The 15,450-nt window shown below is 66.1% G+C and carries 15 protein-coding genes and 1 riboswitch; of the genes, 9 read left to right on the top strand and 6 right to left on the bottom strand.

From position 1 onward, the window contains the following. Nucleotides 1-2: 2 nt before the first annotated feature. Nucleotides 3-863 (top strand): alpha/beta fold hydrolase BchO, encoded by an 861-nt coding sequence (gene bchO, locus ABIE57_RS07545; protein ID WP_354538391.1) that lies wholly within the window; start codon nt 3-5, stop codon nt 861-863. Nucleotides 864-914: 51 nt separating this feature from the next. Here bchO and ABIE57_RS07550 read toward each other — a convergent pair whose 3' ends face one another. The 5 genes from ABIE57_RS07550 to betI form a co-directional block, all read right to left on the bottom strand. Next, nucleotides 915-1,151, bottom strand: a complete 237-nt coding sequence (locus ABIE57_RS07550; protein ID WP_354538392.1) for an HP1242/YdcH family protein — start codon at nt 1,149-1,151, stop codon at nt 915-917. 108 nt (nt 1,152-1,259) lie between these two features. Next, a complete protein-coding gene (locus ABIE57_RS07555) occupies nt 1,260-1,925 on the bottom strand; it encodes a thermonuclease family protein (protein WP_502950131.1) in 666 nt (221 codons plus the stop codon). An 84-nt stretch (nt 1,926-2,009) separates the two neighbouring features. Next, on the bottom strand, nt 2,010-3,665 hold the full coding sequence (betA, locus tag ABIE57_RS07560; RefSeq protein WP_354538394.1) for a choline dehydrogenase: 1,656 nt from the start codon (nt 3,663-3,665) through the stop codon (nt 2,010-2,012). A gap of 58 nt (nt 3,666-3,723) precedes the next feature. Continuing rightward, a complete protein-coding gene (gene betC, locus ABIE57_RS07565) occupies nt 3,724-5,232 on the bottom strand; it encodes a choline-sulfatase (protein WP_354538395.1) in 1,509 nt (502 codons plus the stop codon). Then, nucleotides 5,229-5,813, bottom strand: a complete 585-nt coding sequence (betI, locus tag ABIE57_RS07570; RefSeq protein WP_354538396.1) for a transcriptional regulator BetI — start codon at nt 5,811-5,813, stop codon at nt 5,229-5,231. The genes betC and betI overlap by 4 nt, the downstream gene beginning before the upstream one ends. A 203-nt stretch (nt 5,814-6,016) precedes the next feature. Between betI and ABIE57_RS07575 the strand changes: the two genes are divergently transcribed. From ABIE57_RS07575 to choV, 4 genes are all read left to right on the top strand, one after another. Next, nucleotides 6,017-7,570, top strand: a complete 1,554-nt coding sequence (locus ABIE57_RS07575; RefSeq protein ID WP_354538397.1) for an ABC transporter substrate-binding protein — start codon at nt 6,017-6,019, stop codon at nt 7,568-7,570. Between the two features lie 89 nt (nt 7,571-7,659). Next, nucleotides 7,660-8,586, top strand: a complete 927-nt coding sequence (choX, locus tag ABIE57_RS07580; RefSeq protein ID WP_354538476.1) for a choline ABC transporter substrate-binding protein — start codon at nt 7,660-7,662, stop codon at nt 8,584-8,586. A 55-nt stretch (nt 8,587-8,641) separates the two neighbouring features. Then, nucleotides 8,642-9,478 (top strand): choline ABC transporter permease subunit, encoded by an 837-nt coding sequence (gene choW, locus ABIE57_RS07585; protein WP_354538398.1) that lies wholly within the window; start codon nt 8,642-8,644, stop codon nt 9,476-9,478. Next, entirely contained in the window at nt 9,475-10,515 is a 1,041-nt protein-coding gene (gene choV, locus ABIE57_RS07590; RefSeq protein ID WP_354538399.1) for a choline ABC transporter ATP-binding protein, read from the top strand. The genes choW and choV overlap by 4 nt, the downstream gene beginning before the upstream one ends. Before the next feature lie 14 nt (nt 10,516-10,529). Here choV and metZ read toward each other — a convergent pair whose 3' ends face one another. Next, entirely contained in the window at nt 10,530-11,702 is a 1,173-nt protein-coding gene (gene metZ, locus ABIE57_RS07595; RefSeq protein WP_354538400.1) for an O-succinylhomoserine sulfhydrylase, read from the bottom strand. A gap of 58 nt (nt 11,703-11,760) precedes the next feature. Beyond that, nucleotides 11,761-11,838, bottom strand: a riboswitch (SAM riboswitch). Between the two features lie 116 nt (nt 11,839-11,954). On the opposite strand from metZ, the gene ABIE57_RS07600 reads away from it, so the two are divergent. The 4 genes from ABIE57_RS07600 to ABIE57_RS07615 all read left to right on the top strand — a co-directional run bounded on the left by ABIE57_RS07600 (nt 11,955) and on the right by ABIE57_RS07615 (nt 15,440). Then, entirely contained in the window at nt 11,955-12,848 is an 894-nt protein-coding gene (locus ABIE57_RS07600; RefSeq protein WP_354538401.1) for an alpha/beta hydrolase, read from the top strand. A gap of 27 nt (nt 12,849-12,875) precedes the next feature. After that, nucleotides 12,876-13,538 carry a glutathione S-transferase N-terminal domain-containing protein gene (locus ABIE57_RS07605; protein WP_354538402.1) on the top strand — a complete coding sequence of 221 codons (663 nt, stop codon included), beginning with the start codon at nt 12,876-12,878 and terminating at the stop codon, nt 13,536-13,538. Nucleotides 13,539-13,614: 76 nt separating this feature from the next. After that, nucleotides 13,615-14,724, top strand: coding sequence for a Ppx/GppA phosphatase family protein (locus ABIE57_RS07610; protein WP_354538403.1), 1,110 nt, complete (start codon nt 13,615-13,617; stop codon nt 14,722-14,724). Beyond that, the gene (locus ABIE57_RS07615; RefSeq protein ID WP_354538404.1) at nt 14,724-15,440 is read left to right on the top strand and encodes an RlmE family RNA methyltransferase; all 717 of its coding nucleotides are present in this window, start codon (nt 14,724-14,726) and stop codon (nt 15,438-15,440) included. The genes ABIE57_RS07610 and ABIE57_RS07615 overlap by 1 nt, the downstream gene beginning before the upstream one ends. Nucleotides 15,441-15,450 lie beyond the last annotated feature (10 nt).

Genomic DNA, 15,450 nt, shown 5'->3' on the forward strand with positions numbered 1-15,450 from the left:
GCATGGACTGGTCGCGCGATCTGCCCGGCTGGCCGCTCAGCCATCTGTCGCGCCGCGTGGCGTCGCGCCCGCATCGCTGGCATGTGCAGGAGGCAGGGACCGGCCCGACGCTGCTGCTGCTGCACGGGGCCGGGGCCTCGACCCACAGCTTTCGCGCCCTCATTCCGGCGCTGGCCGAGGATCACCACGTTGTCGCGCTCGACCTGCCCGGCCACGGTTTTACCGCGCTCGGCACGCGCGCACGCTCGGGCCTGCCCGCCATGGCCGAGGATATCGCCGTGCTCTGCCGCTCGGAGGGCTGGCAGCCCGATACCGTCATCGGCCATTCCGCCGGGGCGGCCATCGCGCTGCAAATGGCGCGAATGTCTCAGTCCCCCCCGCCCCGCATCATCGGGCTGAACGCGGCTCTCAACCGGTTCGAGGGGGTGGCGGGCTGGCTCTTTCCGGTTCTGGCCAAATTTCTTGCACTCAATCCCCTGACATCACTGGCTTTTTCGGCGGGCGGCAACCGCATGGCCCGCGCGCGGCGGCTCATTGAGAGCACCGGCTCGCATCTCGACGAGGCGGGACTTGCCCTCTATGCCCGCCTGATCGGCGACCGCACCCATGTCGAGGGGGCCCTGCAGATGATGGCGCGATGGGATGTGTCGGGGCTTGACGCGGCGCTGCCGGAAATCGCCACGCCCTGCCTGCTGATCACCGGAGAGAACGACCGCGCCGTGCCCCCCGACGTATCTGACCGCGCCTCCGCGCGCCTTCCCGATGCTCGTCACCGGACGCTTGCGGGTCTCGGGCACCTCGCCCATGAAGAATCCCCCGCAGCGATCCTGGAGCTTATCCGCCCGTTCTGCGCCGAGCGCTGAAGAGCCGCGCGGAGCGGCAGACGTGAACGACCAGCCTGCCCAAGGACCAGGTCAGGCGCTCAGCAGGTGATAAAGTTCGTCCTTGAGACGCGCGCGCGTCTTGCGCAACTCCATCTCGGCAAGGTCATCCATCGGCTCGACCAGCGATTCGGCACGATGCACCTGGCGATTGACCTCGTGATACTCCTCCGCAAGACGGGCAAAATGGCTGTCCGTCTGTTTGAATTCGCTGATTTTCTCTGCGAATTGCGGGAATTCCTCGTGCAGTTCATGCGGCGTGTGCGACATGGAGCGTCTCCTTTGATGGCTTCCCGGCAAGCCTATGCGCCCGTGCGCCGCAGCGCCTTGACGCGGATCAAACCGGGCGATCCTGGCAGGGACCGGTGCCGGGCAAGATCAGCGCTGCGCCCGCCGCCAGCCCGCCGCGCGCGCCTCGACCTCGGAGCAGAACCAGCGTTCGCCCTGATCGGGGCGGATGGTGGTGCGGGCGTAATCGGCCTGACCCGGCATGTGATAGATGCGGGCACCGCCCGACCGGCTGATATTGCCCTTGATGGTGCAGCCGGGGTCAGCGGCTTGCGACCGGCCCGATGCGCCGCCCGCCTGCTCGGCACGCACGGCGCGGCGATGATCCTCGGGGCGGGCAAAGCGATGCGCATGGAGGCCACGCCCTGCGACAACCGCGCCCTTTTCGTCAAGGTCATAGGCCATCGAATACCGGCGAAAGGCGAGCGCCAGCCCTTCGCTCACAAGCATCTGTCCCACATCCTGCCCCGCCAGCGCACAACGCGCGACGGTCCGGCCATACCGATCCTGCGTCACCGTCTCACATGTCACCTCGCGCTGTCCGATCCGGGCGCGCACCTGATCGGCGGCCCAGGTGCCACAATCCCACTGCACCCCGTCGCCATTGGTGCAGGTCTGCCCGATCTCGGGCGCGTCGACCCCGTGCAGCCGCACGCGCACCGTGCCCAGATCCGTGCCGACATCGAACGTGTCGCCGTCGATCACGCGCACGACCCCGCCAAAGCCCTGCGCGATCCCTGCGACAGGCATCACCATAAGAACGATAAGTGAACAAATCCTTAACATGCCCCCTTATGCCGGGGACAAGCCGCTCAACGCAATCAAAACGTTAACAGAAGGTTAACGCTGCCGGGTTTGCCAGTCGGGATGCAGCCACGGTTCGGCATTTTCCGGCGGCAGGGACCGGCCCAGCACCGCATCGGCGATCTTTTCGCCCGCCATGATCGAAGGCGCGTTGAGATTGCCGTTGGTGATGCGGGGAAAAATGCTCGAATCAGCCACGCGCAAGCCGTCCACCCCGATCACCCGGCCTTTGGGGTCGACCACCGCCAAGGGATCATCCGCGCGCCCCATCTTGCAGGTGCCACAGGGGTGATAGGCGCTCTCGGCATGGTCGCGGATGAACTCATCGAGCGCGTCGTCGCTCTGCACCGCCGCGCCGGGCTGGATCTCATGCTTGGCGTAGGGCGCAAAGGCGTCCTGCGCGAAAATCTCGCGCGTCAGCCGGATAGAGCGGCGGAAATCGACCCAGTCGCTCTCTTCGCTCATGTAGTTGAAGCGGATCACCGGATCGGCGGCGGGATCCTTGCTGCGCAAGGTCACCGCGCCCCGCGACAAGCTGCGCATCGGCCCGACATGGGCCTGAAAGCCGTGCCCTTCGGCGGCGGCGCGGCCGTCATAGCGCACGGCAATGGGCAGGAAATGGAACTGGATATCGGGGTAATCGACGCCCGCGTTTGACCGGATGAAACCGCAGCTTTCAAACTGGTTGCTGGCCCCCGGCCCGCGCTTGCCCAGGAGCCAGCGCAAGCCCACCCAGCCCTTGCCGAAGAGGTTCCAGTATTTGTAGAGGCTGACTGGCTGGCTGGCGGCCATCTGGATATAAAGCTCCAGATGATCCTGAAGGTTCTGCCCCACGCCGGGGCGGTCGGCCCGCACCTCGATGCCATGTTCGGCCAGATGCGCCGCCGGGCCAATCCCGGACAGCATCAGAAGCTTGGGAGAGTTGATCGACGACGCGGCAAGGATCACCTCGGCGCGGGCGCGCACGACCTCGGTCTGCCCGCCGCGCAGCACCTCGACGCCGGTCGCGCGGCCCTCCTCGATGACCACCCGTTGCACCAGCCCGCGCAGCAGCTCGCAATTCGGGCGTTTGAGTGCGGGGCGCAGATAGGCATTGGCCGCCGACCAGCGCCGACCCTTGTAGACCGTCATCTCGAAGGGGCCGAACCCCTCTTGCTGCGCGCCGTTATAGTCGCTGGTCGCCGGATAGCCCGCCTGCACCCCCGCCGCGATGAACGCCCGCGTGAGCGGATTGGCCATCGCGCCCCGCGTGACATGGAGCGGGCCATCCTTGCCGCGCCAGTCGGCATCGCCGCCATGGCCGCCGTCGTCCCAGGCCTCCATGCGCTTGAAATACGGCAGCACATCCGCATAGCCCCAGCCGTCGCAGCCCTGATCGCGCCAGTGGTCATAGTCGCGCGCGTGGCCGCGCACATAGACCATGCCGTTGATCGACGACGACCCGCCGATCACCTTGCCGCGCGGACAGGCCAGACGGCGCCCGCCCAGATGCGGCTCGGGCTCGGTGCGGTAGCCCCAGTCATAGCGGCGCATGTTCATCGGATAGCTCAGCGCACCGGGCATCTGGATGAAGGGGCCCGCATCGGTGCCGCCATGTTCGATCACCAGCACGGATTTGCCCGCCTCCGAAAGGCGATAGGCCATGGCGCAGCCCGCGCTTCCGGCACCCACGATGACGTAATCGGCCTCCATCAGTGGCCCCGCCCGTGGCCGATGTCGTGAATTGGATATTTACGGCAAGATGAAGCCATCATTCGCCCCTCGGGAAGCGCTGGTTTTCCTCCAGCACGTTGAGATCCATGTGGTTGCGCATGTAGCGCTCGGAGGCCTTTTGCAGCGGCTGGTAATCCCAGGGGTAATAGCCGCCCTGACGAAGCGCCTCGTAGACCACCCAACGCCGCGCCTGGCTTTCGCGGACCTGCGCGTCAAAGGCATCGAGATCCCATCGCGCGGCCGCCTTGGCGCGCAATTGTGCCAGCGTGCCCGCATGGGCGGGGTCATCCGCGAGGTTGGTCAGCTCATGGGGGTCGGCGTGAAGATCGAACAACTGATCGGGATCGAGCGTGCAGCGGTTGTATTTCCACTTGCCATAGCGCAGCGACACGAGCGGGGCATAAGACGCCTCGGCGGCGTATTCCATCGCCACGGGGGCCTCGCGCCTGCCGCCCTGCCCGAGATAGACCAGCGATTGCCCCTCGGTCCAGGGCATGATTTCGGACATGTCCGCGCCTGCCAGATCACACAGCGTCGGGCAGACGTCGATGGTGCTGACCGGATCGCTCACAAGGCCGGGGGCCATGCCGGGGGCCGAGATCATCATCGGCACGCGGGCGGACCCCTCGTAAAAGGACATCTTGTACCACAGGCCCCGCTCGCCCAGCATGTCACCATGGTCCGAGACGAAAAGGATGATCGCCTCCTGCCGCGTCGTCTCCAGGGCGGCCATCACCTCGCCGATCTTGTCATCGAGATAGGAGATATTGGCAAAATAGGCGCGGCGGGCGCGGGCGACCTGATCCTCGGTGATGGTGTAGCTGCGCCAGTCGTTGGCGTCGAAAATACGTTTGGAATGCGCGTCGTGATCCTCGTAGGCCATCGCCGGAACCTGCGGCAGCAGGTGCTCGCATCCCTCGTAGAGGTCCCAGTATTTGCGCCGCGCCACGTAAGGATCGTGCGGATGGGTGAAGCTGACCGTCAGGCACCAGGGCCGCGCATCATGCCCGCGCGCGAGGTCATAGACCTTGCGGGTGGCATTGTAGGCGACCTCGTCGTCATATTCCATCTGGTTGGAAATCTCGGCCACGCCCGCGCCCGTGACCGAGCCCATGTTGTGATACCACCAGTCGATCCGCTCGCCCGGTTTGCGGTAATCGGGCGTCCAGCCGAAATCGGCGGGGTAGATATCGGTGGTCAGGCGTTCCTCGAACCCGTGCAGCTGATCGGGGCCGACGAAATGCATCTTGCCCGAAAGACAGGTTTGATAGCCCGCGCGGCGCAGGTGATGGGCATAGGTGGGAATGTCGGCGGCGAACTCGGCGGCGTTGTCGTAGACGCGGGAGCGCGAGGGCAGAAGCCCCGACATGAAGCTTGCCCGCCCCGGCGCGCACAACGGCGAGGCGGTATAGGCATTGGCAAAGCGTGTGGAGCGCACCGCCAGCCGCTTGAGATTGGGCGCGTGAAGCCAATCGGCGGGGCCATCGGGAAAGAGCGTGCCGTTGAGCTGATCGACCATGAAAATGAGGATGTTGGGTTTGGTCATCGCGTTGCCTCCGGGAGGGATGTGTCAAGGTAATGCAGCAGCACGGCAATCGCAGTCTCGGGCGCGATGCCGCCCTCGCCGAGCGCCTGACGCAGGTAAAGCCCGTCGATCATGGCCGCGAGCCCGCGCGTCAGCGTGCGCGCGTGACCGGGCGCGATCTGGCGAAAGGCATGGTGCAGGTTCGAGCGCAGCCGCCGCTGATAGACATGCAAGAGCCTGCGCGCCTCGGCCGAGCGCTGCGCCTGCACGTAGAAATTGAGCCAGGCCGCGACCATCTCGGGGCGGAACTGCGCGGGCGTGAAACTGGCGCGGATGATCGCCTCGAGCCGCGCGCGCGGGGTCTTTGCCATGAGAAGCGCGCCACGCACCTCGGCGCCGTAAAGCGTGAGCACATGGCGCATGGCGGCGGCGAACATCGCCTCCTTGGAGCCGAAATAATGGTGCGCGAGCGCGCTTGACATGCCCGCGCGCCGCGCGATCTGCGCCACCGTCACATCAAGCGCGCCATGCGCGCCGATCTCATGGATCGTCGCCTCGACCAGCGCGCCGCGCCGGATGGGCTCCATTCCCAGCTTGGGCATGACCGCTCTCCAAATTCTTGCCAGACGGGGGTAAGCGTGTTTAATTGACTCGTCAATCAATAAACCGGGAGGACGATACCGGGCACCGTCATCACCAAAACGGCGTTGTGTTTCACGCCAACGTCATATTAGCCTTAGCAGATAAGAACCGGCCGCCCGCCGCAAGCAGAGGCAGGCCGGATGAAACCACGGGAGAAATGAACATGACACGGATTTTCAACGGCGGGATGAACCGTCGCGGATTCATGGCCGGAACCGCCGGTGTGGCGCTCGCCGCGTCCATGCCCCGCGCGGCCCAGGCCGCGCCCAAGCGTGGCGGCCATCTGCGCGTGGCCATCGGCCATGGCCAGACCACCGACACGCTCAACCCCGGCACCTATTCCAACAGCTTCATGACCTCGGTCAGCTTTCCGGTGCATGGCCGCCTGACCGAAGTGACAGCCGAGGGCGCGCTCATCCCCGAAGTGGCCGAAAGCTGGGAGGCCTCGGCCGATGCCTCGGTCTGGCGCTTCAAGGTCCGCTCGGGCGTGACCTTTCATTCCGGCAAGGCGGTGACCGCCACGGACGTGGCCAATTCGATCAACTTTCACCGGGGCGAAAACTCCACCTCCGCCGCCGGCCCGCTGGTCGCGCCGATCACCGATATCGCCACCGAGGGCGACGACATGGTGATCTTTACCCTCGATGGCGGCAATGCCGACTTTCCCTTCATCCTGTCGGATTATCACCTGACGATCTGCCCCGCCAATGGCGACAGCATCGACTGGCAGTCGGGCGACGGCTGCGGCAGCTATGTGCTCAGGAACTTCAACCCCGGCGTCTCTTGCGAGATGGAGCGCAACCCGAACCACTGGCGCGATGACGTGGCCTGGTTCGACAGCGCCGAGATCATCGCCATCGTCGATCAGAACGCGCGCACCACGGCGCTGGTGTCCGGCGATGTGGATGTGGCCGACCGGCTCGACCTCAAGACCGTGGGCCTTCTGGCACGCAACCCCAATATCCAGATCAACTCGGTCGCGGGGACGCAGCACTACACCTTCGCCATGGACACCCGCGCCGATCCGTTCAGCAACAACCACGTGCGCCTTGCCCTCAAATACGCGGTGGACCGGCAGCAATTGGTGGACAAGATCCTGTTCGGCTATGGCTCGGTCGGCAATGACCACCCCATCGGGCCTGGCCAGCGCTTTTTCAACAGCGATCTGGAACAGCGCAGTTTCGATCCCGACAAGGCGAAATGGCACCTTCAGCAGGCCGGGATCGACAAGCTCGAGGTCAAGCTTTCGGCGGCGGATGCAGCCTTTGTCGGGGCCGTGGATGCAGCCGTGCTCTCACAGGATTCCGCCGCCCAGGCCGGTATTTCGCTCACCCCGGTGCGCGAGCCCAATGACGGCTACTGGTCGGATGTCTGGATGAAGAAGCCCTTCGCTGCCGTCTACTGGTCGGGCCGCTCGGTCGAGGATCAGATGTTCTCGACCGCCTATCAGTGCGGGGCTGCGTGGAATGACAGCTTCTGGTGCAATGACCGTTTCGAGGACCTGTTGATCAAGGCGCGCTCGGAGCTTGACGAGGACAAGCGCCGCGCGATGTATCACGAGATGCAGGCCATCGTGTCGAACGATGGCGGCGTGGTGATCCCGATGTTCGCCAACTATGTCTTCGGCAATTCCACCAAGGTCGCCCATTCCGACACGCTCGGCTCCAACTGGGACGTGGACGGGATGCGCTTCATCGAGCGTTGGTGGATGGCCTGAAGCCAGCCCGCGCGATTGCACGGGGCCCGGTGGCGTTTCGTCGCCGGGCCCGACGCCAACGAAAATCCGACATCGGGAGAGACATGACCATGACCCCCAAGCTGACCCTTTCCGCCCTTGCGCTCACGCTCGCCGCCGGCCCTGCGCTGGCCAATTGCGAGCGCGTGACCTTCTCCGATGTGGGCTGGACCGACATCACCGCCACCACCGCCGCCACCACCGTGGTGCTGGAGGCTTTGGGATACGAGACCGACATCAAGGTGCTTTCGGTGCCCGTGACCTACACCTCGCTCGCCAAGGGCGATATCGACGTTTTCCTGGGCAACTGGATGCCAACGATGGAGGCCGATATCGCCCCCTACCGCGAGGCCGGGACCGTGGACACCGTGCGCACCAACCTTGTCGGGGCCAAGTATACGCTGGCCACGAACGCCGCCGGGGCCGCGCTCGGGATCACCTCGTTCGAGGCCATCGCAGGGCAGGCCGAGGCGCTGGAGGCGACCATCTACGGCATCGAGCCGGGCAATGACGGCAACCGTCTGATCCTCGACATGATCGAGGCCGATGCGTTCGGCCTTGGCGGGTTCAAGCTGCGCGAAAGCTCCGAACAGGGGATGCTCGCGCAGGTCGCGCGCGCCGACCGCCGGGATGAGCCGGTCGTGTTCCTCGGCTGGGAGCCGCACCCGATGAACGCCAATTTCGAGCTGACCTATCTGGAGGGCGGCGACGACTGGTTCGGCCCCGATCTGGGCGGCGCGGTGGTTGCCACCAACACCCGCGCGGGTTTTGTGGCGGAGTGTCCGAACGTAGGTAAGCTATTGCAAAACCTCGAATTTACCCTCGCCATGGAAAACGAGATCATGGGCGCGATCCTTGACGATGGAGCCAAGCCCGAGGTCGCGGCAAGCGCCTGGCTCAAGGAAAATCCCGGCGTTCTGGACGGCTGGCTCGACGGCGTGACCACGCAGGACGGCGGCGACGCGATGGCGGCGGTCACATCCGCGCTCGGGCTTTGAGAGCGAACGGGGCGGCCCGCGCCGCCCCTTTCGCCCCGCGTGAAAGGAGTGCCCCATGGACTGGCTGACCGAGCACAAGATCCCCGTGGGCCGGTGGGCCGAGGATTTCTTCCTCTGGCTTCAGGACCATGGCGCGGCCTTCTTCGACGGGATGGCAGCGGTGATGGAGGGGCTGATCGACGCCCTTCTCTGGCTGCTCCAGACGCCCCACCCCATTGTGATCATTGCGATTTTCGTGGGCCTCACCTGGGCCTTGCAACGCAACTGGAAGACCTGCCTTTTCGTCTTCCTTGGCTTTCTCTTCATCCTCAACCAGGGCTACTGGATCGAGACCACCGAGAGCCTGACGCTGGTGCTGACCTCCTGCCTTGTCTGCATGGCGATCGGGGTTCCCATCGGCATCGCGGCGGCACACCGCCCGCGCCTTTATGACGGGATGCGCCCCGTGCTCGATCTCATGCAGACCCTGCCCGCATTTGTCTATCTCATTCCGGCGATCGTGTTTTTCGGCATCGGCATGGTGCCGGGCCTCATTGCCACGGTGATCTTCGTGGTCCCGGCCCCCATTCGCCTCACGCATCTTGGCGTGGCCTCGACGCCTCAGCCGCTTCTGGAGGCGGCGCAGGCGTTCGGGGCGACGGGCCGGCAGACGCTGTGGAAGGTGGAACTGCCCTATGCGCTGCCGCAGATCATGGCGGGGCTCAATCAGACCATCATGCTGTCGCTCTCCATGGTGGTGATCGGGGCACTTGTCGGCGCGGACGGGCTTGGCGTGCCGGTGCTCAGGGCGATCAACACGGTGAATATCGCGCTTGGCTTCGAGGCGGGGCTGATGATCGTGGTGGTGGCCATCGTGCTTGACCGGATGCTGCGGATGGAGGGGCGGAAATGAGCGCCCCGGCCGTCCGTTTCGACCGCGTGTCCATCGTCTTTGGCGATACGCCCGCGCGCGCCCTGCCGCTGATGGACGACGGGCAGTCACGCACGGAGATCCAGCAGGCCACCGGCCAGGTCCTCGGCGTGCATGACTGCGACCTGAGCGTGGCCCCCGGCGAAATCCTCGTGCTCATGGGGCTTTCCGGCTCTGGCAAGTCCACGCTCCTGCGCGCGGTCAACGGGCTCAACCCGGTGGTGCGCGGCAAGGTCGAGATCAACGACGGCAACGGCATGGTCGATGTCACCCATGCCGACGCGGCCACGCTGCGCCGCCTGCGCCAGCATCATGTGGCGATGGTGTTTCAGCAATTCGGCCTGCTGCCCTGGCGGACGGTGGCCGAAAACGTGGGGCTTGGCCTTGAGCTGGCGGGCGTGCCGCAGGCGGAGCGGGCTGATCGGGTCACGCGCCAGTTGGCGCTCGTGAACCTTTCGGACTGGGCCACGCGCAAGGTGGGCGAGTTGTCGGGCGGCATGCAGCAGCGCGTCGGCCTTGCCCGCGCCTTCGCCACCGAGGCGCCGATCCTGCTGATGGACGAGCCGTTTTCCGCGCTCGATCCGCTGATCCGCACCCATCTTCAGGACGAACTCATCGACCTGCAAAAGAAACTCGGGCGCACCATCATCTTTGTCAGCCACGACCTTGACGAGGCGTTCAAGCTGGGCCAGCGCATCGCCATCATGGAGGGCGGGCGCATCGTGCAATGCGGCACCCCGCAGGAGATTTTCACCAATCCCGCCACCGGATACGTCGCTGATTTCGTGGCCCACATGAACCCTTTGGGCGTCCTGGTCGCGCGCGACATGATGGAGCCGGTGAGCGGCCCGCCCGCCGCCGCCCCAGACCGCACCGTCCCGCCCGAGGCCACGATCCGGCAGGTGATGGCGGCCGCCCAGGACCATGACGCCCCGGTGGGGGTGGTCGAGAATGGCCGGCTTCTCGGCCAGATCACCCGCAACCGCATCCTGTCCAAGCTGCTCGACCCGCGCACCTGAGCCGTGGGCGGGCGCTACCCCGCTGCCGCCGCCAGCGCGCGCTGCAGGTCCTCGAGCAGGTCCTGCGGGTCCTCCAGCCCGACGCTGAGCCGCACCAGCCCCGGCGTGATTCCAAGGGCTGCCTTTTGCTCGGCGGGCAGGCGCTGATGCGTGGTCGTGGCCGGGTGCGTCACGATGGATTTCGCGTCGCCCAGGTTGTTGGAAATCAGCACGATTTCCAGCGCGTTGAGAAACCGGAACGCCGCCGCCTGCCCGCCCTTGATGTCGAGCGCGATCACCGTGCCGCCCTGCCCCATCTGCCGCAGCGCCAGCGCGTGCTGCGGATGATCGGCCAGCCCCGGATAGATCACCCGCAGCCGTGCATCCCCCGAGAGCGCCTCGGCGATGGTCTGGGCGCTCGCGGACTGCGCGCGCACGCGCAGATCAATCGTCTCCAGCCCCTTGAGCATCACCCACGCGTTGAAGGGCGAGAGCGCGCCGCCGGTATGCTTCATGTAGGGCTCAAGGGTCTTGCGGATATACTCACGCCGTCCCAGAACCACCCCGCCAAGGCACCGCCCCTGCCCGTCGATATGTTTGGTCGCCGAATAGACCACCACATCGGCGCCCTGAGCGATGGCATCCGAATAAACCGGCGTGGCAAAGACATTGTCCACCACCACCAGCGCCCCGGCGGCATGGGCCAGAGCGGCCACCGCCGCGATGTCGATCACCTCGAGCGTCGGGTTGGCGACGGTCTCGAAAAACACGGCCCTGGTGCCCGGCCGGATCGCGGCGCGCCATTGGTCAAGATCGGTGCCATCGACGAAGGTCACCTCGACGCCAAAGCGCGTCAGCACCTCTTCCAGCACGTAAAGGCACGACCCGAACAGCGCCCGCGCCGACACCACGTGATCGCCCGCCCGCAGCATCGAGGTCAGCGCGCCCGACACCGCCGCCATGCCGCTTGCCGTGGCAAAGGCGTCCTCGGCCCCTTCAAGCGCCGCAATACGCTCCTCGAACATGGCCACGGTGGGATTGCCGTAACGGGCATAGATGAACTCGTCCGGGCCCGCCTGAATGAACCGCGCCTCGGCCGCCTCGGCGCTCTCGTAGACAAAGCCCTGGGTGAGGAAAATCGCCTCGCTCACCTCGTTATACTGGCTGCGCCGCGTGCCGCCATGGACCAGTTTGGTGCGTGTCTTCATGTCCGTCCTCCGGGCGCATGGCCCAACTGAAAAAGCCCCCGACGCGGTCAAGCGAAAGGGGGCTTTCATCCTGACCTCTTTAGCGGGATGTTTAACGTGGCCCGCAATCCGGTAACAAATCGCCACGCGTTGCGCTTTAGCCGCAGGTTCAGCCTGCGTCAACTCTGTCACCGGAATTTAACCAAAGCGTCGCGGCACCGACATATGGCGCGCCTAATGCCTTGCCACAAGATGTTGTGGGGGTTGGGGACCATGCCGCTCATTCACCTGAACGCCGGGGACGACCTGCCCGAAACGATCCCCGATACCGGCTCCGGCCCTGTCATCGTGATGGTTCACGGGTTCAAATACGCCCCCGGCCATGCCACCGAATGCCCGCATCACCACATCTTCTCGCTTTCGCCCGAGCGGGAGTGTTTCAAGGTTGTCAGTTGGCCGCGTGGCCTTGGTTTCGACGGCATCCGCCCCGGCGAGGGGCTGGCCGTGGGCTTTGGCTGGCACGCGCGCGGCTCGCTCTGGCAGGCCTACCGAGAGGCGGCGCGCGCGGGCGCCGCACTCGCCACGACGATCAAGACCCTGCGCGCCCGCGCGCCGCACCGCCCCATCCACGCCATCGCGCATTCCTTTGGCGCGCGGGTGGTGCTCTCGGCGCTGACCCATCTTGAGCCGGGCGCGCTCGACCGCGTGATCCTGCTCGCGGGGGCCGAGTTCGGCCATAACGCCGCGCAGGCGCTCGCCTCGCCTGCGGGCCGGTCGGCGGAGGTGATCAACGTCACCACGCGCGAGAACGATCTTTACGATTTTATGCTGGAATGCCTGATTTCGGCACCCGCGCGCGGCGACCGCAGCCTTGGCCTCTCGCTGCCCACGGGCGCCAATGTCCTGACGCTGCAACTCGATGATCCCGCCACGCTTGAGCTTCTGGCGCGCGCGGGGTTCGACGTCGCGCCCCCCGCCGCGCGCATCTGCCACTGGTCGCCCTATACCCGCCCCGGGGCGCTGCCGTTCTACGGCGCGCTTCTGCGGGCACCGGAACGGTTGTCGCTGGCACAACTTCGCGCCGCGCTGCCCGAGCGCGCGGCACCGCGCTGGTCGCGGATCATGGCCGAAATTCCCTTGCCAATGGGCCGCAAAGCGTCATTCTGACCGGGCACCGCCGGACGGAGAGACGCCATGCAAGATCCGATTGACCTCTATTACTGGCCCACACCGAACGGCTGGAAGGTCTCCATCGCGCTCGAGGAAATGGGCCTGCCCTATCGCTGTCACCTGATCGACATCGGCGCTGGCGATCAACATGCGCCTGCCTTCCTCGCCGTCTCGCCCAATAACCGCATTCCCGCGATCACCGATCCTGAAGGGCCTGACGGCGCGCCGATCCATATCTTCGAATCGGGCGCGATCCTGCTCTATCTCGCGCGCAAGACCGGGCGCTTTCTGGGCGAAACCGAGCGCGAGCGCATCGCGGTCGAGCAATGGCTCATGTGGCAGATGGGTGGCGTCGGGCCGATGGCCGGTCAGGCGCATCACTTCCTCAAGTTCGCGGCCGAGGACATCCCCTACGCCAAGGACCGTTACCGCAGCGAGGTCGCGCGCCTTTACGGCGTGCTCGACCGACAACTGGCGGATAATCATTATGTCGCGGGCGATTTCTATTCCATCGCCGACATGGCGCTCTGGGGCTGGTGCTCGCTCTGGGAGGGGCAACAGCAGACGCTGGAGGACAAGCCGCATTTCGCCCGCTGGCTGGCTGAGGTGGCCTCGCGCGACGGCGTGCGTCGCGGGCGCGCGCTGCATGCGGACCGGCGCCGCGACCCCACCGCCAAACCGGCCTGAGGCGCGCGCTCGGCCCTTGCGCGGGAGGCCGGTTCGCTCTACGCTAGCGGTAACTTGTAATGGAGGGCGTGACGTCATGACGCCCAAGCGTCCGATTGGTGCGGGCGCTTCCCCGAAGCCGGTCGAGAGCCCCGCGCCGAGCCTCCCGGATCGCCCGCCGCTTTACGCGGCGCTCGATCTTGGAACAAATAGCTGCCGCATGTTGATTGCCCGTCCCGAGGGCAGTCAGTTTCATGTCGTGGACAGTTTCTCGAAGTCGGTTCAGCTTGGCAACGGGCTGGAAAGCTCGGGACGTTTGTCGCGTGCCGCCATCTACCGCACCATTCAGGCGCTGCGCGTGTGTCATCAGAAACTGCGCCGCCACCGCGTGACGCGGATGCGCCTTGTCGCCACCGAGGCCTGTCGTCGTGCCACCAACGGGCGCGAATTCATGAGCCGGGTCGAGCGCGAGACCGGGCTCAGGCTCGACATCATCGCGCCCGAGGAAGAGGCGCGGCTTGCCGTCGTGTCCTGCGCGCCGCTGGTCAGCCCCACCACCGAACAGCTTCTGGTGGTGGATATCGGCGGCGGCTCGACCGAGCTTGTCTGGATCGACCTGCGCGAATTGCCCCCGTCCGAGCGCCGCCGCGCCATCATGCAAATGCATCTCGGCTTTCACAATCCCGCCCCCGGCCCCGCCGCGCGGGTGGTGGACTGGATCAGCGTGCCGCTTGGGGTGGCCACGCTGCGCGAACAGTTCCGCGATGTCGAGGACGACGCCGCGCGCTTTGCCCTGATGAGCTGGTATTTCGAGGAAAACCTTGCCGAGTTTGCCCCCTACAAGGACGAGCCGTCGCGCGACGGCTTTCAGATCGTCGGCACCTCGGGCACGGTCACAACCGTCGCGGCCAGCCATCTCGGCCTGCGGCGCTATGACCGCAACAAGGTTGACGGGATGACCATGACCAGCGACGAGATCGACCGCGTGATCCGGGGCTATCTGACCCTTGGACCGGCGGGACGCAGGCGCGACCCGCGCATCGGACAGGACCGGCAGACCCTGATCATGTCGGGCGCGGCGATCCTTCAGGCGCTCTTGCGGTGCTGGCCCACGGACCGGCTCTCGGTTGCCGATCGCGGGCTGCGCGAGGGGATGCTCTATGCGCAGATGGCCGCCGATGGTGTGCTCGACGAAGGAGAGACGTGATGGCCAAGGGACCGGATGGCAAGAACACCTCGGGGCGCGGGCTGCGCGACCTGACGGTCAAGGTCAAGACGGCGCGCGGGCGGCGCGCCTCCTCGACACGCTGGCTGCAACGGCAGTTGAACGACCCTTACGTGCAACGCGCGCAGGCCGAGGGCTATCGCGGGCGGGCGGCCTACAAGATCATGGAACTGGACGACAAATACGGCTTTCTTGTGCCCGGCGCGCGGGTGGTCGATCTGGGCTGCGCGCCCGGCGGCTGGTTGCAGGTGGCGGTGCCGCGCGTCAACGCGCTCGGGGACCAGTCCGGCAAGCGGCAGGGCTTGGTTCTCGGCATCGACCTGCAAGAGGTCGAGCCGGTGGCCGGGGCCGAGATCCATCAGCTCGATTTCATGGCAGACGATGCCGACGCGACGGTGAAGGCATGGCTCGGGGGCCGCGCCGATGTGGTCATGTCCGACATGGCCGCCGCCTCTTCCGGGCACAAGCAGACCGACCATCTGCGCATCATCGCGCTCTGCGAGGCGGCGGCCTATTTCGCCTTCGACGTGCTGGCCGAGGGGGGCACATTCGTCTCCAAGGTGCTCGCGGGCGGGGCCGAGGGCGAGTTGCAGAAGCTGCTGAAACAGCGCTTCGACAAGGTCGCCAACGTCAAACCCCCCGCCTCGCGCGCCGACAGTTCCGAGAAATTCGTGGTCGCCACAGGCTTTCGCGGCTGAGCGGCGCGCC

It is taken from the genome of Roseovarius sp. MBR-6 (assembly GCF_040547525.1).
Classification (GTDB): Bacteria; Pseudomonadota; Alphaproteobacteria; order Rhodobacterales; family Rhodobacteraceae; genus Roseovarius.

Excerpts from the sequence above, each read along its gene's own strand:
- bchO (WP_354538391.1), top strand. The coding sequence starts at position 3 with ATGGACTGGTCGCGCGATCTGCCCGGCTGGCCGCTCAGCCATCTGTCG.
- ABIE57_RS07550 (WP_354538392.1), bottom strand. The coding sequence starts at position 1,151 with ATGTCGCACACGCCGCATGAACTGCACGAGGAATTCCCGCAATTCGCA.
- ABIE57_RS07555 (WP_502950131.1), bottom strand. The coding sequence starts at position 1,925 with ATGGTGATGCCTGTCGCAGGGATCGCGCAGGGCTTTGGCGGGGTCGTG.
- betA (WP_354538394.1), bottom strand. The coding sequence starts at position 3,665 with ATGGAGGCCGATTACGTCATCGTGGGTGCCGGAAGCGCGGGCTGCGCC.
- betC (WP_354538395.1), bottom strand. The coding sequence starts at position 5,232 with ATGACCAAACCCAACATCCTCATTTTCATGGTCGATCAGCTCAACGGC.
- betI (WP_354538396.1), bottom strand. The coding sequence starts at position 5,813 with ATGCCCAAGCTGGGAATGGAGCCCATCCGGCGCGGCGCGCTGGTCGAG.
- ABIE57_RS07575 (WP_354538397.1), top strand. The coding sequence starts at position 6,017 with ATGACACGGATTTTCAACGGCGGGATGAACCGTCGCGGATTCATGGCC.
- choX (WP_354538476.1), top strand. The coding sequence starts at position 7,660 with ATGACCCCCAAGCTGACCCTTTCCGCCCTTGCGCTCACGCTCGCCGCC.
- choW (WP_354538398.1), top strand. The coding sequence starts at position 8,642 with ATGGACTGGCTGACCGAGCACAAGATCCCCGTGGGCCGGTGGGCCGAG.
- choV (WP_354538399.1), top strand. The coding sequence starts at position 9,475 with ATGAGCGCCCCGGCCGTCCGTTTCGACCGCGTGTCCATCGTCTTTGGC.
- metZ (WP_354538400.1), bottom strand. The coding sequence starts at position 11,702 with ATGAAGACACGCACCAAACTGGTCCATGGCGGCACGCGGCGCAGCCAG.
- ABIE57_RS07600 (WP_354538401.1), top strand. The coding sequence starts at position 11,955 with ATGCCGCTCATTCACCTGAACGCCGGGGACGACCTGCCCGAAACGATC.
- ABIE57_RS07605 (WP_354538402.1), top strand. The coding sequence starts at position 12,876 with ATGCAAGATCCGATTGACCTCTATTACTGGCCCACACCGAACGGCTGG.
- ABIE57_RS07610 (WP_354538403.1), top strand. The coding sequence starts at position 13,615 with ATGACGCCCAAGCGTCCGATTGGTGCGGGCGCTTCCCCGAAGCCGGTC.
- ABIE57_RS07615 (WP_354538404.1), top strand. The coding sequence starts at position 14,724 with ATGGCCAAGGGACCGGATGGCAAGAACACCTCGGGGCGCGGGCTGCGC.